A 20,778-nucleotide genomic window follows, 5' to 3' on the forward strand; every position below is an offset into this window, starting at 1 on the left:
GGACTAGGTTTGCAGGTCGTACGCCTTCAGCAAATCGTAGAGCGTCGGCCGGCTGATCCCGAGCAACCGCGCCGCGGCCGAGACATTGCCGTCGCTGCGTGCCAGCGCGTGCCGGATCGCCTGGCGATCGGCCGCCTCGCGCACCGCGCGCAGGTTGATCGCGGCGGCGTCGCCCGGCGCAAGGTCCAGATCCTCGGCGTGCACCGTCTTGCCCTCGGCCATGATGACCGCGCGCTTGATGCGGTTCTCCAGCTCGCGAACATTGCCGGGCCAGCTCCAGCCGTCGATCGCCGCCAGCGCGTCGGGAGCGAAGCTCTTCTGCCCCGCCTTCATCTGGTCGGCGTAGCGCGCGAGGAAGTGCCGCGCGAGCAGCCCGGCATCGCCCGGCCTCTCGGCCAGCGAGGGGATGCGGACCACGATCTCGGCGAGGCGATAGTAGAGGTCCTCGCGGAACCGTCCCTCCGCCACCATCGCATCTAGGTCGCGGTGGGTGGCGCAGACGATGCGCGTGTCCACGGGGATGGGTTTGCGCCCGCCGATCCGCTCGATCACCCGCTCCTGCAGGAAGCGCAGCAGCTTCACCTGCAGCGGCAGCGGGATATCGCCGACTTCGTCCAGGAACAGCGTGCCGCCCTGTGCCAGCTCGATCTTGCCCTCGGTCGTTTTCACCGCGCCGGTGAACGCGCCCTTTTCATGGCCGAACAGCTCGGATTCGAGCAGGGTCTCAGGGATCGCCGCGCAGTTGATCGCGACGAAGCTGCCGGTGTTGCGCGGACTGGCCTCGTGCAGCCCGCGGGCGAGCAGCTCCTTGCCGGTGCCGCTGGCCCCCAGCAGCATCACCGAGACGTCGGCCCCCGCCACGCGTTCGATCGTGCGCGTTACCTTGAGCATCTCCGGCGCGGCGGTGATCATGCCGCCCAGCACCGCCTTGGCCTCGGCCTTTTCGGCGAGCCGGCGGTTCTCCGCTTCGAGCGCATGGACGTGGAAGGCGCGAGCGACGATCAGCCCCAGCGCATCGATGTCGATCGGCTTCTGGTAGAAGTCCCAGGCACCGAGCTCGATCGCGCGGCGCATCGACTCGCGCTCGAAGTGCCCGGAGGCGACGATCACCTTGGTGGCGGGCGCGAGCTTCAGGATCGCCTCCAGCGTCGCGAAACCCTCGCTGGTGCCGTCGGGATCGGGCGGCAGGCCGAGGTCGAGCGTGACGACCGGGGGCTCCTCGGCGCGCAGCATGGTGATCGCCTCGTCGCGGGTGGTGGCGGCGAGGACCGTGTACCCCTCATAGGCCCAGCGCAGCTGGCGCTGCAGCCCCGCGTCGTCTTCCACGATGAGCAGTTTCGGCAACGCCTCGGTCATGCCGCCTGCTCCACCGCGGGCGCAGCGCGCAGAACGACGCGGAAGCGCGTGCCCTGGCCCTCGCGCGAGCTGACCTCGATCCGCCCGCCCATGCCCTGCACCAGTTGCTGCGCCTCGAAGGTGCCGAGCCCGAAGCCGCCCGGCTTGGACGAAGTGAACGGCTTGAACAGGCGGTTGCGGATGAAGCCGGGCGACATGCCGCAGCCGCGGTCGATCACGTCGATGATGGCGGTTTCCTTGTCGGTGGCGAGCGCGAGCGTCACGGGCGCATCGGCCGGGCTCGCTTCGATGGCGTTCTGGATCAGGTGGACGAGCAGCTGTTCGAGCGCGCCGGGCTCGGCAAGCGCCACCATCGGCTCGGCGCCGAATACCAGCCTCACCTGCGCCGGCTGACGGGCGGCGAGGCGCTCGACCAGGGGCAGCAGCGGCGTGGGGCGCGGCGGCTCGCTGCGGCCGCGATGATGCTGGCCGAGCCGGGCGAGCAGCGCGTTCAGCCGGTCCGACGAGTCGCGCAAGGTGGCGATCATGTCGGCTCGGAACGCCGGGTTGTCGGCGTGGCGCTCGGCGTTGCGGGCGGTGAGCGCAAGCTGGCTGACCAGGTTCTTGATGTCGTGGAGCAGGAAGGCGAAGCGGCGGTTGAACTCGTCGAAGCGCTGCGCTTCCGCCAGCGCCTCTTGCGCCCGTGCCTCGGCCAGATAGCTTGCCACCTGGCGGCCGGCCGCCTTGAGCAGGTCGAAATCCTCCCAGTCCAGCCGCCGCGCGAGCGCGGGGCGGCCGAGCAGGATCGCGCCGACCAGCGTACCGCGATGGAGCAGCGGCACCACCACCCAGGCTGCATCGGCATCGCGCATCCAGCCAGGCGTCACCTCGGCATCGGCGGCATCGGCCTGGTCCTGCCGGACGGCATCGACTTCGATGATCCTGCCGGTCGTCTCCAGATGCGTCGCCAGTGCGGCGTCGCCCGTCAGCGGCAGCGCGGCGCGGTCCCAGTGCCAGCCCGCACCGGCCACCAGTGCGCCGTCCTCCGCGACGAGCAGCAGCCCCGAGGGCGAATCTGTAAGGTCGGCGAGCGCGCGGACGATGCGCTGGTCGAGCGGCGCGGCGCCCGGCGCGCCCAGCGTCTCGGTGAAGCGCAGCCATTCGGCGCGATAGTCATAGCGGTGCCGGAACAGGTGCTTGGCCAGCTTCACCTTCACCCATCCGCGCACCGCGCTGTTCGACACCAGCGTGAGGATTGCGGCGGTGGCGCCGAACACGAAGGCAGTCTGGAGCAGCCGCGCCTGGCTGCCGCCCAGCGTTGCAAGCGCACTGGTGGCAAGCGCGAGCAGCACGAAATAGGCCCCGACCGCCACGAGCGTCAGCGACTGGTAGGCGACCGTGCGAGACATGCGTACCCGCCAGTCGCCGCGTCGCTGCAGGCCCAGCCCCATGGCGGCCGCGGTGCAGACCAGCGCGGCCCCGCGCGCGACGAGCAGCAGCCCGGTGAGCGGTACGCCGAGATAGGCGAGGGTGAGGAGGGCGAACTCGGTGAACCAGAACCCGCCGAGCGCGGCGACCGTCCAGCGCAGCCCGCCTCCGGCGGTGTGGGCGAGCGCGGCATGCAGCGCCTGCACCATCACCAGCACCCCCACCGCGACGAGCAGGTGCAGCAGCAACGCCACCGCTCCGGCGTCGGCGGCGATCGCGGACGGCTGCGCGGCAATCATGTCCAGCGCGGTCGCCGCGACGGTCACCAGGGCCACGACGCCGTAAACGGTATCGAGCGCCAGCGGCGGGCGCGGCTCGCCCGCGCGGCGGTGGAGCAGCAGCAGGAACGCCAGCCATGCGAGCGTCCGCAGCGCCTCGGCGAGTCGCGTGACAACGTCTTCCGCGCCGATCCCGGCAGTGGCGAGCGCCGCGAGCGCGGTCAGCGCCAGCGCCGCCGCCAGCGCGCGGCGGGGCAGCGGCGCGCCGCCGGTGCGAAGCGCGCCAAAGGGGAGCAGCGCGAAGAGCAATGCCGCAAGAGCATGCAGCCACAGGCTCAGCGCGGCAGTGAGCATCAACGTGCCCCGCTGGGGAACAGGATGACGCGGGCGGTCTGCAGCAGAATCAGCAGATCGAGGAAGGGCGAATAATTCTTGGCGTAGAACAGGTCGTATTCGAGCTTCTGGCGGGCATCGTCGATCGAGGCGCCATAGGGATAGTTGATCTGCGCCCAGCCGGTGATGCCTGGCTTCACCATGTGGCGCTCGGCATAATAGGGAAGGACCTGTTCGAGATTCTCGACGAAGCTGGGCCGTTCCGGACGAGGGCCGACAAAGCTCATCTCGCCCTTCAGCACGCTCCAGCATTGCGGCAGTTCGTCGACCCGGATCTTGCGGATGATGCGGCCGACGCGGGTGATGCGCGGATCGTCCTTCTCCGCCCACACCGCCTCGCCGGGCGCTTCGGCGTCCTGTCGCATCGAGCGCAGCTTGAGCACGTCGAATGCCTGGCCGTACAGCCCAACGCGCTGCTGGCGGTACAGGGCGGGGCCGCGGCTCTCCAGCCGGATCAGTACCGCCGTGACGAGCACCAGGGGAAGCGCGAGCACCAGCAGGAGGAGGCTGGCGACGATGTCGAACAGCCGCTTGAACAGCCCCGACAACCGCCGGCCCGAGGAAAAGCCGTCGGAGAAGATCAGCCAACTCGGATTGACGCTGTCGAGGTCGACCCGGCCCGTGACCCGCTCAAGGAAGGTCGAGAATTCGTTGACGTGCACGCCGGTGGTCTTGATGCGGAGCAGGTCCTTCAGCGGCAGCGCGTTGCGGCGTTCCTCCAGCGCGAGCACCACTTCGCTGGCGTTGAGCAGCACGACATGATCGGCGAGATTGTAGATCGCGTCGCGGGCGATCGCCTCTGGAATCACGCGGTTGGCTTCGCTCATCGCGACATAGCCGACCACCGCGAAGCTGGACCCCGGCGCGCGGGAGAGCTGCTTCAGCCGCGCTGCACGCGGGCCGGCGCCGAGCACGACGATGCGGCGCTTGAACGCCTGGCTGCCCAGCGTCTTGCCGAGCAGCACGCGCATCATCAGCAGCAGCACGAATGCGGTGATCGCGGCATAGAGCAGGTTGGAGCGCCAGAAGCCTATCGGCGGCAGCAGGAAATACAGGACGCTGAGGCCCAGCACGCCCATCCCGATGGAGACGAGCAGCCGCACCAGCGCCTGCCGGAGCGAGTGGAGCGCCTCGGCGCCATAGATGCCGAGCGCGACCAGCGCGGTTTCGAGGACCAGCGTGAAGCTCGCCAATTGTGGCACGCGCGCCTGGATGGGGCCTACGTCCAGCCCGGCCTGGTGCGCCCGCAGCTGCCAGCCCAGCTCGCCTGCCGTCACCAGCAGGATCATGTCCAGCAGACCGAGCAGCAGCACGGTGTTCGGAACATAATGCTTGAACAGGCGGATCATGGCGCCACTTGGATACCGCAGAAGGGTAAACGAAACGGACTGTAGCCGCGACAAACGCGGTTCACCGGGAGCAAATTTCCACTGACCGTAACAAAATTGCCGGCTGCTTGTTTCACACGTGCTTTTCCAGCAAGTGTTTGCAGGTACAACGAGGGAGCTTCATCGAATGTCGGACTCGAAACCGATCACGCCCGTCATCCTATCGGGTGGATCGGGAACGCGCCTTTGGCCCATGTCTCGTCCGGAACGGCCCAAGCAGCTGCTGTCGCTGACTGCCGAAGAGACCATGCTCCAATTGACCGTGCGTCGCGCGTCGGGAGAACGATTCACCGATCCGATCATCGTCGCCAACGCCTTCCACGCCGAACTGGTGGAAGAGCAGCTTGGCATCGTCGGCATCGGGGCGAAGGCACTGATCCTCGAGCCGATCGGCCGCAACACGGCGCCCGCGATCGCGCTGGCGGCGATGGCGGCGGGGGGCGGCAGCGAGCCTATCCTGGTGATGCCTTCGGACCATGTGATTTCCGATGTGGACGCCTTTCATGCCGCGATCGACTCGGCGCTGCCGCTGGTCAACGAAGGCTGGCTGGTTACCTTCGGCATCACCCCCGACACCGCCGAGACCGGCTATGGCTGGATCAAGATCGGCGAGGAGGAGCTTGCCCCCGGCATCCACCGGGTCGATCGGTTCGTCGAGAAGCCGCCACGCGACCGGGCCGAGGCGATGCTCGCCTCCGGCGATCATGCCTGGAACGGCGGCATCTTCCTCTTCCGCGCGGACATGTATCTCGGCGCGCTCAGCGTGTTTGCGCCCGAGATGCTGGTGGCAGCGCAGCAGTCCATGGACCAGGCCCGGCGCGAAGGCGCGAGGATCTTCCCCGATGCGCAGAGCTTCGCGGCCTGCCCGTCGGATTCGATTGACTATGCGGTGATGGAAAAGGCGCCGCGCGTCGCCGTCGTCCCGGTGACGATGGGCTGGAGCGACGTCGGCAGCTGGGATGCGCTGCACGCGATCAGCAACCCCGATGCGGGCGGCAACGTGGTGCGCGGCGACGTGGTGGCGATCGAGGCGACCAACTGCCTGGTGCAGAGCGAACCCGGCAAGCGCGTGGCGCTGGTCGGCGTGCAGGACCTGATCGTCGTCGTCTCGGGCGCCGACGTGCTGGTGCTGCCGCGCGGACGCAGCCAGGAAGTGAAGAAGCTGATCGACGCGATGAAGGAGTAAGTCGCCTGACCGTCATCGGCGGGATTGAGGGCCTGACGCAACGCAACCGATCGTGCGGACCGGCTGCGTTGCGACAGGATCGAGGCGATCAGCCGCTGAAGCGCACCCGCACGGTGAGGTCGCGGCGCCGACGGACCATCCCGCCGAGCGCGCCGAAGCCCGCCAGCAGCATGGCCCAGCTGGCGGGTTCTGGAACCGCCGAGATAGTGAGGCTGTAGGCCGGACCGGGTGTGTTCGGCGTGAGGCTGAACGTACCCAGCTTGAAGGTTGGCGCAAATTCGGTGCCGGTAAACAGGCTCGTGCCGGTTGATACGAAGCCGAAGCCGACGACGTTGTTGATAAGGCCGAAATTGAAGTAGTAACTTGGGCTGCCGAAGCCCAGATCGAACATCGTGTTGACGTTATTGATGGTGCCGGTAATTCCGGGGAGCACGAAATAATTTCCTGGATCGACAACCGGCGGCGTTGGCGAGGCATCAAGGACGAACTTGATCGTCTGGCTTCCGGTGATTGAAAAATTGTACTGCGTCGCATTGGCTGGTGAAGCAGCTGAAATTGCAGCGGCGCAGCAAGCGCTCAAGAAGAGCGTGCGTTTCATGCAATCCTCCAATAAAAATCTTTTTTGGTGAGATCGTACGCAGCACAAGCGTAAAGCGCGGCATGTATAGCAGCTTTGCTTCGAAGTTGGAAAAGAATGCGGTCGCGGTTGCACCCGTTCTGGCGCAATCGCCCCCCGGCTCGGTAGAGAACCGCGTCAGCGCTTGCCGCCGCGATAGGCGGGCAATCCCCATTTCCAGATCATCGCGGCGCCGCGCAGGGCGAACCCCGCCGCTGCCGAGGCAAGGCCGGCGGCATAGGGCGGCAGCCCCAGCAGGCTCAACAGCACATACAGCGACGCGGTGAGCGCCGCCGCCGTCACATAGAGCTCCGGACGCATCAGGATCGACGGCTCACCGGCCAGCACGTCGCGGATGATGCCGCCGACGCATGCCGTCACCACGCCCATCACCGCCGCAGGTACCGGCGGAATGCCGAAGCCCAGGGACTTTGCCGCCCCGAAGGCGGCGTACGCGGCCAGCCCCAGCGCATCGAGCCACGCGAAGGTGCGGTCGCTCCACCAATGTTGCGGTGTGATCCACACGATGGCCGACATGCCGAGGCACAGGGAAGCCACGGTGGCATCGTGCACCCAGAACACCGGGGCGCCGATCAGCAGGTCGCGCACCGTGCCGCCGCCCACGCCGGTGATCAGCGCGAAGAAGGTGGCGGTGACGATGGTCTGCTGGTGGCGGGTCGCGGCCAGCGCGCCGGTGGCGGCGAACACCGCAATGCCGAACAGGTCGAGCCAAGGGAGGATGGGGCCGATCTGGGCCGCGACCGAACTGTCCATGCGCTCGCTTTGCCGCGTGGCCGGTCTTCAAGTCAAACGCGGACCCTTGGCGAGCCGCGGTCGCTTGGGGCAGAGAGGGGGAATGCAACGTACCGAGTCCCCGCTGATCGCCCTCGCGATCCTCCTGGCGGCGCTCGCCGGCTTCGTCGATGCGCTCGCCTTCACCAGCCTGGGCGGTTTCTTCGCCTCGTTCATGAGCGGTAATTCGACGCGGCTGGGCGTCGGCCTGGGCAGCGGCTCCATGCATGATGCCGCGATCGCTGCGTCGCTCGTGATGAGCTTCGTTGCTGGGGTAATTCTGTCCAGCGTCATCGGCCGGGCGCGGCCGCATCGGCACCAGCCGGCGGTGATGGCGGCAGTGACGCTGCTGCTGGCGCTGGCCGCCATCGTCGCGATGCTGATGCCCGGCCCGGTCGTGCTGTTGCTGCTCGCCGCCGCAATGGGTACGGAGAACGGCGTGTTCCAGCGCGACGGCGAAGTCACCATCGGGCTCACCTACATGACCGGATCGCTGGTGAAGATGGGGCAGAAGCTTGCGGGGGCGCTGATGGGCGATGCCGACCGCTTCGGCTGGGTGCGCTATCTGGCGCTGTGGCTCGGCTTCGTCAGTGGCGTGGTGATCGGCGCCGAAAGCCAGTTCCGCTGGGGCTGGAGCGCGCTGTGGCTGGCTCCGCTGTTTGCGGCCGTGCTGACGCTGTTACTCGCCAGCATGACCAAGCCGCGCGGGCGCCCCGACCTCACGCTGGTGCGCTGAGGGCCTCGGCAGGCACCAGGCCGGCCAGCGCCTGCAGCGCCGCCACGTGGTGCTCGAATGCCGCGCGCCCGGCGCGCGTGACCGAGGCCCAGGTCCGCTGCCGCCCGTTCGCCGCTGCCTTGCGCAGCTTGACATAGCCGGGTTCGGCCAGCGCCGAGAGGTGCTTCGACAACACGGAATCGCTCACCTTGGTGAGGTCGCGCAGCGTGGCGAACTCGGCTTCCTGCACATTGGTCAGCACCGCCATGATCTGCAGCCGGGTGGGTGGGTGGATCACCGCGTCGAATTCCGGCGCGCTCACAGGCTCGCCTCGAGCTCACGGACGAACACCCGCTGCCAGACATGGCTCATCCAGGTGGCAAGGCCGAACATCACCGCGCCGAGCAGCAGCGCCGGCCAGATTTGCTGCCTGGCGAAGACGACATAGACGCTGGCGCCATAGAGCGCGAGGACCATCGGCAGAAAGGCGGCAATCACGCGGCGGGTGCGGCCGCGGCGATAGCCGTTGATGAACATGCCCAGCCGGCGACGATCCCAGCGCAGGATCAGCACCAGGCCGAGGAGAAGCGGCACGATGGCGAGCAGCTGATAGGGTGCCGCGGCCGGTGAGGCGACGAACCCCGCCTCCAGCGCGGCGAAGGCGAGGTGCCGCGCGGGCGGGCAATGCGCGACCCGGGCGAGCTGCGCGCGGCTGGCCCGGATCTGGGCCAGGGCTTCCTGGGCTTCGGCGACAGTGGACACGGCGTTTCTCCCTTTCCGACATGGAAAGAGATAGCATGTTTTGCCAATCTGGAAAGTGAAAACTTTCCGAGGTGGAAAGTCAGCGAAATGCCCAGCGCAGCGTCTCGGCCACGCCGCGGGTGCCCAGGCGTACCGCCGGGGCGGCCAGCGCCGGGGTGGAAAGCCGGTGCATCTGGCGCGCCCAGCCGGGCAGCAGGTCGATTGCGGCGGCGAAGGTCATTGCCTGGAAAGGCTTGGTAGCCAGATTCGGCGCAGGTTGTTCGAGCAGCAGCCGGGCGAACTCGCGGGTGCGTTCGTCGTGGCGAAGCTCGCCGCGCATCGCCGTGATCAGCGCCTGCGCCTCGGCGCGGCTGCGCGGCACGGGCTCGGCACCCAGCGCCTCCGCCACCTGGGCGAACTCGGCGAAATAGCGGTCCTGGTCGCCCCGCAACATGCCCGGCTCGGCATAGCGGATCCACCCGTCCAGGAAGCTCGCCGCTTCGGTGACGTGCACCCAGGCAAGCAGCCGGGGATCGTCGGCGCTGTACGGCGTTCCGTCGGGCAGGGTGCCGCGGATGTGGTGATGGATGCCACGCACCCGCGCGATCGCCGCCTCGGCCTCGTCGCGCGATGCGTAGCTGGTCAACGCAATGAAGCGCGCGGTGCGGCGCAGGCGGCCGAGCATGTCGTGCCGGAACTTCGAATGGTCCCAAACGCCGGCCAGCACCGCCGGATGCAGCATCTGCAGCAAGAGGGCAGCCACGCCGCCGACCATCATCGTGGTAACGTCCCCGTGCACCCGCCAGATCACCGAATCGGGGGTGAACAGGCCATCGGCACTGCGCTCGACGGGCTTTTCGCCACGTGCGGCATCGTTGAACACCGCACGTACCTGGCCGATCATCGCGCGTCGTACGCTGTGGGTTGCAAATGCAACTAAATCCATGCCCTTAAGCTAGGAAGTCTGGTAGCGCGAACAAGTTGACCGCGTTCACTTTGCGGTGCAGCAAATGCCGCCATGGCCAGCATCGCAATCACCAACAATCCCGATATCCGCTTTCTTGGGCGGCTGTTGGGCGACGTCATCCGTGCCTATGGCGGCGAGGAACTGTTCAAGCGCATCGAATATATCCGCGCGACCTCGGTCGATCGACACCGCGGCGTGGCAGGGGCAGGTGCGATCGATTCGGGGCTGGACCGGTTGAGCCTGGACGAGACGCTCGATTTCGTCCGCGGGTTCATGCTGTTCTCGATGCTCGCGAACCTGGCCGAGGATCGCCAGGGCGTGGCGACCGAAAAGGACGCAGACGTTGCCGCCGCGCTGGAACGTCTGGCCAAGGCAGGCATCGGCCGAGAGCCGGTGATGGCGCTGCTCGACCATGCACTGGTTAGCCCGGTGCTCACCGCCCACCCCACCGAGGTGCGGCGCAAGTCGATGATCGATCACAAGAACCGCATCGCCGAACTGATGGCGCTGCGCGATCAGGGGGTCGAGGAGACGCCGGACGGCGACCAGGTGGAAGAGGCGATCCTCCGCCAGATCGCGCTGCTCTGGCAGACGCGCGTCCTGCGCCGCGAGAAGCTGGGCGTGCCGGACGAGGTGGAGACCGCGCTCTCCTATTTCCGCGACGTGTTCCTGCCGGTGCTGCCGGCGCTCTATGCCCGCTGGGACCGCGCGCTGGGCGACCGTGCGCCGAGCTTCCTGCGCCCCGGCAGCTGGATCGGCGGCGACCGCGACGGCAATCCCTTCGTCACCGCGGATTCGATGCGCTTCGCCCTTGGCCGCGCGGCGGAGACGGTGCTCGATCATTATCTCGAGGCGGTGCACGCGCTCGGCGCCGAGCTGTCGATCTCGACCGAGCACACGCAGGTGCCCGAGGCCGTGCTGAAGCTCGCCGAGGCCAGCGGCGACACCGGCAAGAGCCGCAGCGACGAACCCTATCGCCGGGCGCTGACCGGCATCTATGCCCGGCTCTCCGCGACGTACGAGCAGCTGGTGGGCAAGAAGCCCGGCCGTCCGTCCCCGATCGCCGGTGCGCCCTATCGCCACCCCGCCGCGTTCCGCGAGGACCTCGTCGCCATCGCGCACGGGCTGGCCGATGGCGGGCCGCTCGCAACCGGCGGCGCGCTCGGCCGGCTGATCCGGGCGGTGGAGACCTTCGGCTTCCACCTCGCCACGCTCGACATGCGCCAGAACAGCGCGATCCACGAGCGGGTGGTGGCGGAACTGCTCAACTCCGCCGGCGTGTGCGACGACTATGCCGCGCTGGACGAACAGGCCCGCATCGATCTGCTGCGCCGCGAGCTTGCCAACGCGCGGCCGCTGACCAGCCCCTATGCCGTCTATTCGGAGGAAACCGCTTCCGAACTGGCGATCGTGCGTGCCGCCGCCGAGGCGCATGCGCGCTACGGCCGCGACTGCATTCGCCATTACATCGTCTCGATGGCGCAATCGGTGTCGGACCTGCTGGAGGTCCACATCCTCCTCAAGGAGGCCGGGCTCTACGTGCCCGGCGAGACGCCGCAGGCGCACATCATGGCGATCCCGCTGTTCGAGACAATCGCCGATCTCGAAGCCGCGCCGCCGATCATGGAGGCCTGGCTCGGCCTGCCCGAAGTCGCCGCGATCGCTGCCGCGCGCGGGCACCAGGAAGTGATGATCGGCTATTCCGATTCGAACAAGGACGGCGGCTATCTCACCTCCACCTGGCAGCTCAGCCGCGGTTCGACCGCGCTCAAGCCGGTGTTCGAGGACGCCGGCATCGCGATGCAGCTGTTCCACGGCCGCGGCGGCGCCGTCGGGCGCGGCGGCGGCTCCAGCTTCTCGGCGATCCTCGCCCAGCCGCCGGGCACCGTGCAGGGCCGCATCCGCATCACCGAGCAAGGCGAGGTGATCGCCGCCAAATACGGCTCTCCCGCAAGCGCGATGACCAATCTGGAGGCAATGACCTCGGCCACGCTGCTCGCCAGCCTGGAGCCCGAGCAGCTCGCCCCTGCCGATGCCGAGCGCTTCGCAGCGGCGATGGACCAGCTCTCCGACAGCGCCTTCCGCGCCTATCGCGGGCTGGTCTACCAGACGCCGGGCTTCACCACCTTCTTCCGCCAGATGACGCCGATCGCCGAGATCGCCGGCCTCAAGATCGGCTCGCGCCCCGCCAGCCGCAAGAAGAGCGACGCGATCGAGGATCTGCGCGCGATCCCGTGGGTGTTCAGCTGGGCGCAGGCGCGGGTGATGCTGCCCGGCTGGTACGGCGTCGGCGCCGCGCTGGAGGCGTTCGAGGACAAGGGGCTGCTGCGCGAGATGGCCACTGCCTGGCCGCTGTTCCGCGCGACGCTGGACAATATGGAGCAGGTGCTCGCCAAGTCCGACATGGGGATCGCCAGCCATTATGCCGCGCTGGTTGAGGATGCGGAGCTGCGGAACGGCATTTTCGGCCGCATCCGCGACGGCTGGCAGCAGACCCAGGACGGCCTGCTGCAGGTCACCCGCCAGACGCGGCTGCTGGAGAAGCACCCGCCGCTGGAAACTTCGATCCGGCTGCGACTGCCCTATATCGAGCCGCTCAACCTCCTCCAGATCGAGCTGATGAAGCGCCACCGCGCCGGCGAGGAAGACTCGCGGATCGGCGAGGGGATCCTGCTGTCGATCAACGCCATCGCCACGGCGCTGCGCAACAGCGGGTAGGCTCCGGAGCCCCGGTCTAACCCGGGGTTAACCATGTGGCCCTAGCGCTGGGGCATGGGACCAGCGCATCTCCGCAGCGTGCGACGCGATTCGCTCCTGGCGATCGGCCTCGCGCTGCTGATGGGGATCGCCTGGACCGTGCGCGACCATGCCGCGCTGGGCGCCTTGCGCCTGCCCGACACCGACGATCTGATGCGGCTGCAGCAGATTCGAGACTGGCTGGGCGGGCAGGCCTTTGCCGATCTCGCCCAGCACCGGCTGGGGCCCGCGCCCGGGCTGGAGATGCACTGGTCGCGGCTTGCCGATCTGGTGCCGACCGCGCTGATCGTGATTCTGGCGCCGCTGCTCGGCGCACATGGCGCAAGTGTCGTTGCCGTCATCGTCTCGCCGCTGCTGCTGTTTGCGGCGATGCTGATCGTCGTCGCCGCGATCGCCCGCCGCCTCGGCCAGTCGAGCGTAGTTGCGGTCGTCCTGGGCGCGCTGGCATTTCCGGCAATCACCTTGTTCGCGCCCGGCCGGATCGATCACCATGCGTTGCAGATCGTGCTCGTGCTTTCGCTGGTCCATGCCTGTGTGGGGCGGGGCACGCTGGGGCAGGGCGCGATCGCCGGCATGGCGACGGTGCTGTCGCTCGTCGTCGGCATGGAGACGGCGCCGCTGCTTGCCGCTGGCGGTGCTGCCATTGCGCTGCGCTGGCGCCTCGATGCGGCTGCGGGCCAGGCGCGAATGGCCGGCTATGCGACCGCGCTGCTCCTCGGCCTGAGCGCCGCGGCGGTACTCTTCCGGTCGAGCGGCTGGAACGTTGCCGCCTGCGACGGCTTCACTGCGATCCTGTCGCGCGCGGCGATGCTCGCGGCGCTGGCGCCCGCGACGATGGCCGTGGCGGGCTTCGCTACCCGATCCGTCGCGGCGCGGACGGCGGTGCTGATCGCGGCGGGCGGGCTCGCGCTGGGCGGTGCGGTCGCAAGCGCGCCGGCCTGCCTCCATCCCTATGGGCAGGTCGATCCGCTGATCGCCCGGCTCTGGCTTGCGCATGTCAACGAAGCCCAGCCGCTCGCCGCACTGCCGATCGGCAAGGGGCTCGCGGCCGGGGGGATGGCGCTGGTCGGGCTTTGTGCCGGCATCTGGTTCGCCTGGACGACCCGGACCGCCGCAGCGTGGATCCTGCTCGGCTTCCAGGCGACGGCGGTGGCGGTCACCCTCGTGCAGGTGCGCGGAGCGCCGCTGGCGGCGCTGACGGCGGTGCCAGCGCTGGCGGCGATGATCGCCGCCGCCCGCTTGCGCGGACCCCTGGCGCTGGCGGCTGCCTGGCTCGCGGCCAGCGGGATCGCCCATGCCAGCCTGGGCGACATGCTGACACCCGCCGCGCCCGCTTCTGTGCATGCCTGTACGCCTGTCGCGGCCGCCGCGCGCCTCGCCGCGCTGCCGCCCGGCCTGATCGCCGCGCCGATCGATTTCGGCCCGACGCTGCTCGCCACCACCCGGCACCGGGTTCTCGCCGGGCCCTATCACCGCGATACGCAAGGAAATCGTGCCATGTACGACCTGTTCCTCAGCCCCTCCCCCCAGGCGGAAGCGCTCGCACGGCGATGGGGCGTGGATTATGTCGCGCTCTGCAAGGACGGCTTTGCCGAACTGGGTGCGGGCTCGAAGGACCGCCAGCTGCTGGCCGGCAGCCTGGTGGCGGGGCAGGTGCCGCCCTGGCTGCGCCAGATTTCCCCGCCGGGCGCGAGCACCCGGGTCTACACCCTCACCCAGCCCGCGCGGCACTCCACCCAGTGAGCGATCTGCGTTGGTGGCAGCGCCGCTGGTTCGCGCTGGCGGCGGTGCTGCTCAGCGCCGTGCCGCTGCTCTGGCCGGCAATCCCGCCGCTGACCGACCTGCCCGGCCATATCGGCCGCTTCCGCGTGATGCTGGACGGCGATGCCGGGCCGCTGGCCGCCTGGTACCGCTTTCGCTGGATCCTCGTTGGCAATCTCGGCGTCGATCTGGCGGTGCGCGCGCTGGCTCCCTGGCTGGGGCTGCTGCCCGCGGTGAAGCTGGTGGTGATCGCGATCGTGATGCTGATGAGCGCCGGCATCCTGTGGATCGCGCACGAGGTGCACGGCCGGATCCAGCCTTGGACGATCGCCGCGCTGCCGCTCGTCCACAGCTACGCCTTCCACTTCGGCTTCGTGAACTATTTGATGGCGATGGCCCTGGCGCTCAACGCCTTTGCGCTGTGGCTGCGGCTCGGGCGGCAGCGTCGCTTCCCGTTGCGTGCGGCGGTGTTCGTGCCGCTGTCTCTGGCGATCTGGGTAGCGCATGTGGTCGGCTGGGCGACGCTGGCGATGTTCGTCTTCGCCGCCGAGCTGCGCGACTGGCGGAGGCTGCCGATCCGCCTGCTGCCGCTCGCGCCGCCGGCGGCCCTGCTGCTCCTGTGGCGCAGCGGGGCCAGCACTGGCCTTTCGGGGTCCTTCTTGTGGGACATCAAGCTTGTCTGGCTCGTCGCCGTGCTGCGCGATCGCTGGCAGATGTTCGACCTGATTTCCGCCGCGCTGCTGTTCTGCCTGCTCTACCAGGGCTGGCGCGATCCCGGAACGCGGGTGGAGCCGCGGCTGCAGCGCGCCTTCCTGCTGGTGCTCGCCGCTTTTCTGCTGCTGCCCTTCATGCTCTTCCATTCGGCCTATGCCGATATGCGGCTGGTGCCGTTTATGCTGATCCTGGCGCTGCTGGCGCTGGAGGCGCGGCCGAGCTTGAGCGCCCGCCGCCAGACCGTGCTCGCCGCCATCGCGCTCGCCTTCCTGCTGGTCCGCACGGCCGCGACCACTGCGAGCCTGACGCTCTACGATCACGACTGGCGCCAGCGCCTTGCTGCGCTCGATCATCTCCCCCAGGGCGCGCGGCTGGTGAGCTTCATCGGGGAGCGCTGCGGGCAGCTCTGGATGCACCAGCGCCTGAACCATCTTCCCGGGCTGGCCATGGCCGAGCGGCGGGCCTTTTCCAACAACCAGTGGCCGCTGGCGGGCGGCTCCCCGCTGACCCTCCATGCACCCGCCGCGATGGCGGGGTTCGACAGCGATCCCTCGCAGATGGTGCTTGCCCGCCCCTGCTCGGTCGAACCCGGAGTCCGCACGCTGGACGAATCGCTGGCCGCGCTGCCGCGCGATGCGTTCGACTATGTGTGGCTGATCCATCCCCCCGCCACTGCCCCGCGCGGCACGGCGGGCATGACCCGGATCTGGAGCAACGGCGAGGACGCCCTCTACAGGATCGACCATAAGCGCTTGTCGCCCGGGGCATCGCCGCACTAAAGCGGCGCGATGGATAAAGGGGTTCCGCTGCGCTGGTGGCAGACACGCTGGTTCGTACTGTTCGCCGTGCTGATGGCGGCCGTGCCGCTCTTGTGGCCGGACATCCCGCCGCTCGTCGATCTGCCCGGCCATATGGGCCGCTATCGCGTACAGCTGGTCTATGATCAGGTGCCGTGGCTGCGCGAATGGTATGATTTCCGCTGGCAGCTGATGGGCAATCTGGGGGTGGACCTGCTGGTCTTCCCCATGGCCAAGATCTTCGGGCTCGAGCTGGGCGTGAAGCTGATCGTCCTCGCGATCCCGGTGACGACCGTCGCCGGCTTCCTGATGATCGCGCGCGAGGTGCACGGCCGCATCCCGGCGACCGCGCTGTTCGCGCTGCCGCTCGCCTATGCCTTCCCCTTCCACTTCGGCTTCGTCAATTTCGCGCTGTCGATGGGCATGGCGATGCTGGCGTTCGGCTGGTGGCTGCGGCTGGCGCGGCTGGGCAAGTTCCAGTTTCGCTCGCTGGTGTTCGTGCCGCTCTCGGTGATCATCTGGATCACCCACACCTTCGGCTGGGGCGTGCTGGGCGTGCTCGCTTTCTCGGCCGAGCTGATCCGCCAGCACGACCTGCGCCGCAACCCCGCGCTGCCCTGGCACAAGGATCTGGTGGGCGGCTGGCTCGCGCCGATCTTCTTCGCCGGGCTGCAGTGCGCGGTGATGGCGCTGCCGGCGGTGCTGATGGTGATCTGGCGCGGCGGCGAGCATGTCTCGGGCCAGACCTTCGACTGGTTCAACTGGCGCGCCAAGACCTTGTGGGTGACGCAGGTGTTCCGTGATCGCTGGCAGCTGTTCGACCTCGCCAGCGTCGGCGTGATCTTCCTCCTCATGCTGAAGGCAGTGCGCGACCCCAATATCCAGTATTCGCGCAATCTGGGCCTTTCCGCGCTTTTCCTGCTGCTGGTCTATATCTTCCTGCCTCGCGTGGTGTTCGGATCGGCCTATGCCGACATGCGGATGGTGCCGTTCCTCATCGCCGTGGCAATCCTGGCGATCCGGCCCAAGCCCGGCCTGTCGATGCGGGGCGCGACGCTGGTGGCGGCGTTGGGCCTCGCCTTCTTCCTTGCCCGCATCGGCGCGACGACGGCGAGCTTCTACCTGTACGACAAGGCTTATGACCGCGAGCTCAAGGCGCTGGAGCATGTGCCGGTCGGCGCGCGGCTGGTGAGCTTCGTCGGCGAAACCTGCTACAACGAATGGGCGATGACCCGGCTGCAGCACGTCCCCGGCCTCGCGCTCGAGCGGCGGCTGGCCTATACCAACGATCAATGGTCGATGGCCGGCGGCCAGTTGATGACGGTGCGCTACCGCGCGGCCAAGCGCTTCGCCCACGATCCGTCGGAACTGGTGACCAACGTCCAGTGCCCGCGCGAATGGTGGCGCCCGATCGCGCGCAGCCTGGCGCTCTTCCCGCGCGACGCGTTCGACTATGTCTGGCTGATCCGCCCGCCGGCGTACGACAAGCGGTACGAGCAGGGGCTGATCCCGGTGTGGCGCGACGGCCCGAGCGTGCTCTACCGGGTCGACCACGATGTGCCGGGCCCGGGCCTCAACCCCGGCGACCTGCCGATCCCGCGCCCCGAAGCGGTGCTGATCCGCGAGGCCGAAGCGGCGGGCGAACTGCCCGGCAACGGGACCGCGCCGCCGTCCTGAGGGGGGGGCTACTCCGCCTTCTTGAACGGCGTCAGCTCTTCCAGATATTCCTGCTCGCGCTCCACCGCCTGCTGCTCGCGCACCAGGAAGTCGGCGACGGCGCGGCGGAAGCCGGGATCGGGGAGGTAATGGGCCGACCAGGTCGTCACCGGCACATAGCCGCGGGCGAGCTTGTGTTCCCCCTGCGCGCCCGCCTCGACGCGGGGCAGGCCACGCGCGATCGCGGCGTCGATCGCCTGATAGTAGCAGAGCTCGAAATGGAGGAAGGGCACGTCCTCCACGCAGCCCCAATAGCGGCCGTAGAGAGCGTCGCGGCCGATCAGGTTGAGGGCGCCGGCGATCGGCCTGCCGTCGCGTTCGGCCAGCATCAGCAGCACGCGGTCTCCCAGCGCTGCGCTGAGCATCGAGAAGAACGGCCGGGTGAGATAGGGACGGCCCCATTTGCGGCTGCCCGTATCCTGGTAAAAGGCCCAGAAGGCGTCCCAATGCCCCTCGGTGATCTCGGCGCCGGTGAGGTGGCGGATCGTCAGCCCCTCGACGGCGGCGGCGCGTTCCTTGCGGATCGCCTTGCGCTTGCGGCTGGCGAGCGCACCAAGGAAATCATCGAAGCTGGCATAGCGGTCATTCTGCCAGTGGAACTGGGTGCCGGTGCGGATCAGCCAGCCGGCCGCCTCGAACAGCGGCACCTGCGCCTCCTCGATGAAGGTGGCGTGGGCAGAGGAGAGGCCGTGCTGGTCCACCACCGCCTCGATCGCCGCGATCAGCGCGGGGGCCTGGGCAGGATCGCGGAGCAGCAGCCGCGGGCCCGGGACGGGGGTGAACGGCACCGCGATCTGCAGCTTGGGATAATAGCGGCCCCCGGCATGCTCCCAGGCATCGGCCCAGCTATGGTCGAACACATATTCGCCCTGGCTATGGCTCTTGGCATAGGCAGGCGCGATCGCGGCGGGCGTGCCGTCCGGCCCGTCGACGATGATCGGCAGCGGCTGCCAGCCGGCCTGCGCGGTCGCCGAGCCCGATGCTTCGAGGATCGACAGGAAGGCGTGGCTGAGGAACGGATTGTCGAGCCCGGCACAGGCGTCCCACTGCGCCGCCGGGATGGAGGCGACGCCGTCGGCGAGGCGGGCAGTGACGGATGGAGATCGCACGCAGCCAAGATAGTGGATGGCGCGGGCGGTGCCAGCCCTTTGTGATCCTAGAGGCAGGCCAGCGTTGCCGCGTCGATCGCGCTGGCGGCGCCCTGCAGGGCATAGCCGTCGACGAAGGGCACGCCGCCCGTGTCGACGCTTTCCACGCTCAGGGCGCGCCCGTCGCGCATCGCGGCAACGATCGCTGCATCCGTCCGCGCATCCGGCGCCCAGGCGTCGTGGCGGCTGGCGGTGAGTTCAAAGCGCCGCTCGCCGGCGACCAGCATCACCCGGGCATGGTCCGCCCGCGCCCGGCTGAGGCGGACATAGAGCTGGTGCCGCACGCTGCGGCCCGGCCAGCTCGCGATGCTGAGAAAGGCCTCGCCGCGCCGGGCCTTGTCCACGGGTCGGGCCACCGCGAAGCACCGCGTCGGCGCGGAATCGCGGAACGCCCCCCAGCGCTCGAAAATGCCGATCGTCTCGCGGGGCCCGGCGAGCGCCAGCAGCGCGAGCGCCAGCATCATGCCGGCGCGGCGCCGCGCCCGGTGCCGAGATGCACCACGGTCTCTTCCCCGCCCTCGATCCGGACGATCGATCCCTGCGGCAGGTCCGGCGCCACGGCTGCGTCGAACTGGGGCAGCACGTCGCGGCCGGTCATCACCCCGCGCAGGATACGGCTCGACATGCCGTGCATGATCACCAGCCGGTCGCCCGGATCCTCGCCGGTGTCGGCCAGCCAGCCCGAGACGCGCGCGGCGATCGCGTCATACCATTCGCCGCCTTCGGGCGGGCGGGTGTAGAGCCCGTGCTCGCGATCGAGAAAGGTCCCCACCTCGCGCTCCAGATCGGCGTAGTAGCGCCCGCTCCACGCGCCCATGCCGATTTCGACCAGCCGGTCGTCGGTTCGCGTCTGGTGCCAGTCCAGCTCGAGATGTTCTGCGATGATCGCCAGCGTCTGCAGCGCGCGGCCGGCGCTGGAGGCCCAGAGCGTCAGCTTCGGCTTCGGCCCGAGCAGTGCCCGCAGCGCCGCCCCCATCGCATCGGCCTGGGCGAAGCCGGCGCGGGTCAGCGGGGTGTGGGGATGATCGCCCTGCATCCGCCGGGCGATATTGAACACGGTCTCGCCGTGCCGCGCAATGAAGTCGCGGCCTTTCCGGGTGCTGGCCATGGCCCATGTCTCTCGGGCGAAACCCCGGGAAACGCAATGCCCCGTTTTGGCCCTGATTCGTTCATCCCGGCGACAGGGCTGCGGGTGCATCCGTCCTGCAGCTCGCGGAGCACGCCGGGAGCGAACGGGAGGAAGATCGTTTGGCGGCGCCCGCGTGGGCCGCCCCTTCCCCCGGTACCGAGCGTCCAGCCGAAGCCCCGGCTTCCGGCTGCAGTCAGGCCGCACCTCGTCGGTGCGGCTCCAGTGAGGAGTATTCGTAATGCGTACCAAGCTTTCCATCGCCGCCCTGATCGCCACCACCGCGTTTGCCGCGCCCGCCTTCGCCCAGTCGCAGGACCAGGGCTTCGCCGGCCCGCACGCCGAAGTGATCGCCGGCTGGGACCGCGTGAACGACAAGTCGTCCTATGACGCGTCGCGCGACGGCGTTACCTTTGGCGGCAATATCGGCTATGACGTCCAGCGCGGCAGCACCGTTTTCGGCGTCGAGGGCGAAGTGACCGGATCGAGCATCAGCGATCGCAGCAACGACGTGCTCAACGCGGGCGACCGGCTGCGCGTGAAGGCGGGGCGCGACCTGTATGTCGGCGGCCGCCTCGGCTTCCTCGCCGGGCCGCGCACGCTGATCTACGCCAAGGCCGGCTACACCAACGCCCAGTTCATCACCGATTATGATTCGCCCGCCACCACGCCGGCGCTGTCCTTCCGCCAGCGCGACAATTACGACGGCTGGCGCCTGGGCGCGGGTGCCGAGTTCAAGCTGACCGACAAGGTCTTCGCCAAGGCGGAATATCGCTATTCCAACTATGGCTCGCAGACCAATGGCGTTGATCCCGAGCGTCACCAGATCGTCACGGGCCTCGGCGTACGGTTCTGATCGCCGAAAAGGCAGTCTGACTGTGGAAAAGGGGGTCGGAGCGGCTTGCTCCGGCCCTTTTTCG

Annotated in this window: 18 protein-coding genes; 7 read left to right on the forward strand and 11 right to left on the reverse strand. The window is 68.8% G+C overall.

The features are described 5' to 3' along the window. Positions 1-3: 3 nt before the first annotated feature. Genes prsR through V7E00_RS16705 form a run of 3 tightly spaced genes read right to left on the reverse strand, consistent with a single transcriptional unit; the run spans position 4 to position 4,783 of the window. Positions 4-1,356 (reverse strand): PEP-CTERM-box response regulator transcription factor, encoded by a 1,353-nt coding sequence (gene prsR, locus V7E00_RS16695; protein WP_333573724.1) that lies wholly within the window; start codon positions 1,354-1,356, stop codon positions 4-6. Next, positions 1,353-3,395: an XrtA/PEP-CTERM system histidine kinase PrsK gene (gene prsK / locus V7E00_RS16700; RefSeq protein WP_333573725.1), complete on the reverse strand. Its 2,043-nt coding sequence runs from the start codon at positions 3,393-3,395 to the stop codon at positions 1,353-1,355. Before prsK ends, prsR begins: the two co-directional genes overlap by 4 nt. Continuing rightward, positions 3,395-4,783, reverse strand: coding sequence for a TIGR03013 family XrtA/PEP-CTERM system glycosyltransferase (locus V7E00_RS16705; protein WP_333573726.1), 1,389 nt, complete (start codon positions 4,781-4,783; stop codon positions 3,395-3,397). Before V7E00_RS16705 ends, prsK begins: the two co-directional genes overlap by 1 nt. A 166-nt stretch (positions 4,784-4,949) precedes the next feature. On the opposite strand from V7E00_RS16705, the gene V7E00_RS16710 reads away from it, so the two are divergent. Further along, the gene (locus V7E00_RS16710; RefSeq protein WP_333573727.1) at positions 4,950-6,008 is read left to right on the forward strand and encodes a mannose-1-phosphate guanylyltransferase/mannose-6-phosphate isomerase; all 1,059 of its coding nucleotides are present in this window, start codon (positions 4,950-4,952) and stop codon (positions 6,006-6,008) included. 88 nt (positions 6,009-6,096) lie between these two features. Here V7E00_RS16710 and V7E00_RS16715 read toward each other — a convergent pair whose 3' ends face one another. Together V7E00_RS16715 and V7E00_RS16720 are read right to left on the reverse strand one after the other, a co-directional pair. After that, complete coding sequence (locus V7E00_RS16715) at positions 6,097-6,606, reverse strand: PEPxxWA-CTERM sorting domain-containing protein (protein ID WP_333573728.1); 510 nt, start codon at positions 6,604-6,606, stop codon at positions 6,097-6,099. A 156-nt stretch (positions 6,607-6,762) separates the two neighbouring features. Further along, complete coding sequence (locus tag V7E00_RS16720) at positions 6,763-7,398, reverse strand: trimeric intracellular cation channel family protein (protein ID WP_333573729.1); 636 nt, start codon at positions 7,396-7,398, stop codon at positions 6,763-6,765. Positions 7,399-7,480: 82 nt separating this feature from the next. Here V7E00_RS16720 and V7E00_RS16725 point away from each other — a divergent pair, with 82 nt between their 5' ends. After that, positions 7,481-8,152, forward strand: coding sequence for a YoaK family protein (locus V7E00_RS16725; protein ID WP_333573730.1), 672 nt, complete (start codon positions 7,481-7,483; stop codon positions 8,150-8,152). Here the strand turns inward: V7E00_RS16725 and V7E00_RS16730 are convergent. From V7E00_RS16730 to V7E00_RS16740, 3 genes are all read right to left on the reverse strand, one after another. Further along, the gene (locus V7E00_RS16730) at positions 8,136-8,453 is read right to left on the reverse strand and encodes a winged helix-turn-helix domain-containing protein (RefSeq protein ID WP_333573731.1); all 318 of its coding nucleotides are present in this window, start codon (positions 8,451-8,453) and stop codon (positions 8,136-8,138) included. The genes V7E00_RS16725 and V7E00_RS16730 overlap by 17 nt on opposite strands. Next, positions 8,450-8,893 carry a hypothetical protein gene (locus tag V7E00_RS16735; protein WP_333573732.1) on the reverse strand — a complete coding sequence of 148 codons (444 nt, stop codon included), beginning with the start codon at positions 8,891-8,893 and terminating at the stop codon, positions 8,450-8,452. The genes V7E00_RS16730 and V7E00_RS16735 overlap by 4 nt, the downstream gene beginning before the upstream one ends. Positions 8,894-8,972: 79 nt before the next feature. Then, positions 8,973-9,818, reverse strand: a complete 846-nt coding sequence (locus V7E00_RS16740; RefSeq protein WP_333573733.1) for an oxygenase MpaB family protein — start codon at positions 9,816-9,818, stop codon at positions 8,973-8,975. Positions 9,819-9,890: 72 nt separating this feature from the next. Between V7E00_RS16740 and ppc the strand changes: the two genes are divergently transcribed. The 4 genes from ppc to V7E00_RS16760 all read left to right on the forward strand — a co-directional run bounded on the left by ppc (position 9,891) and on the right by V7E00_RS16760 (position 17,545). Then, the gene (ppc, locus tag V7E00_RS16745) at positions 9,891-12,557 is read left to right on the forward strand and encodes a phosphoenolpyruvate carboxylase (protein WP_333573734.1); all 2,667 of its coding nucleotides are present in this window, start codon (positions 9,891-9,893) and stop codon (positions 12,555-12,557) included. Positions 12,558-12,635: 78 nt separating this feature from the next. Next, a complete protein-coding gene (locus tag V7E00_RS16750) occupies positions 12,636-14,339 on the forward strand; it encodes a hypothetical protein (protein WP_333573735.1) in 1,704 nt (567 codons plus the stop codon). Further along, positions 14,336-15,850 (forward strand): hypothetical protein, encoded by a 1,515-nt coding sequence (locus V7E00_RS16755; RefSeq protein ID WP_333573736.1) that lies wholly within the window; start codon positions 14,336-14,338, stop codon positions 15,848-15,850. Before V7E00_RS16750 ends, V7E00_RS16755 begins: the two co-directional genes overlap by 4 nt. Positions 15,851-15,859: 9 nt before the next feature. Next, entirely contained in the window at positions 15,860-17,545 is a 1,686-nt protein-coding gene (locus V7E00_RS16760; RefSeq protein ID WP_333573737.1) for a hypothetical protein, read from the forward strand. Positions 17,546-17,553: 8 nt separating this feature from the next. On the opposite strand, the gene V7E00_RS16765 is transcribed toward V7E00_RS16760, so the two are convergent. Genes V7E00_RS16765 through V7E00_RS16775 form a run of 3 tightly spaced genes read right to left on the reverse strand, consistent with a single transcriptional unit; the run spans position 17,554 to position 19,840 of the window. Then, entirely contained in the window at positions 17,554-18,693 is a 1,140-nt protein-coding gene (locus tag V7E00_RS16765) for a GNAT family N-acetyltransferase (protein WP_333573738.1), read from the reverse strand. A 47-nt stretch (positions 18,694-18,740) separates the two neighbouring features. Further along, positions 18,741-19,196, reverse strand: a complete 456-nt coding sequence (locus tag V7E00_RS16770; RefSeq protein ID WP_333573739.1) for a hypothetical protein — start codon at positions 19,194-19,196, stop codon at positions 18,741-18,743. Next, positions 19,193-19,840 carry a histidine phosphatase family protein gene (locus V7E00_RS16775; protein ID WP_333573740.1) on the reverse strand — a complete coding sequence of 216 codons (648 nt, stop codon included), beginning with the start codon at positions 19,838-19,840 and terminating at the stop codon, positions 19,193-19,195. The genes V7E00_RS16770 and V7E00_RS16775 overlap by 4 nt, the downstream gene beginning before the upstream one ends. Positions 19,841-20,099: 259 nt before the next feature. On the opposite strand from V7E00_RS16775, the gene V7E00_RS16780 reads away from it, so the two are divergent. Beyond that, on the forward strand, positions 20,100-20,714 hold the full coding sequence (locus V7E00_RS16780; RefSeq protein ID WP_333573741.1) for an outer membrane protein: 615 nt from the start codon (positions 20,100-20,102) through the stop codon (positions 20,712-20,714). Positions 20,715-20,778: the final 64 nt, after the last annotated feature.

Source organism: Sphingomonas sp. (assembly GCF_036731925.1).
GTDB lineage: Bacteria > Pseudomonadota > Alphaproteobacteria > Sphingomonadales > Sphingomonadaceae > Sphingomonas.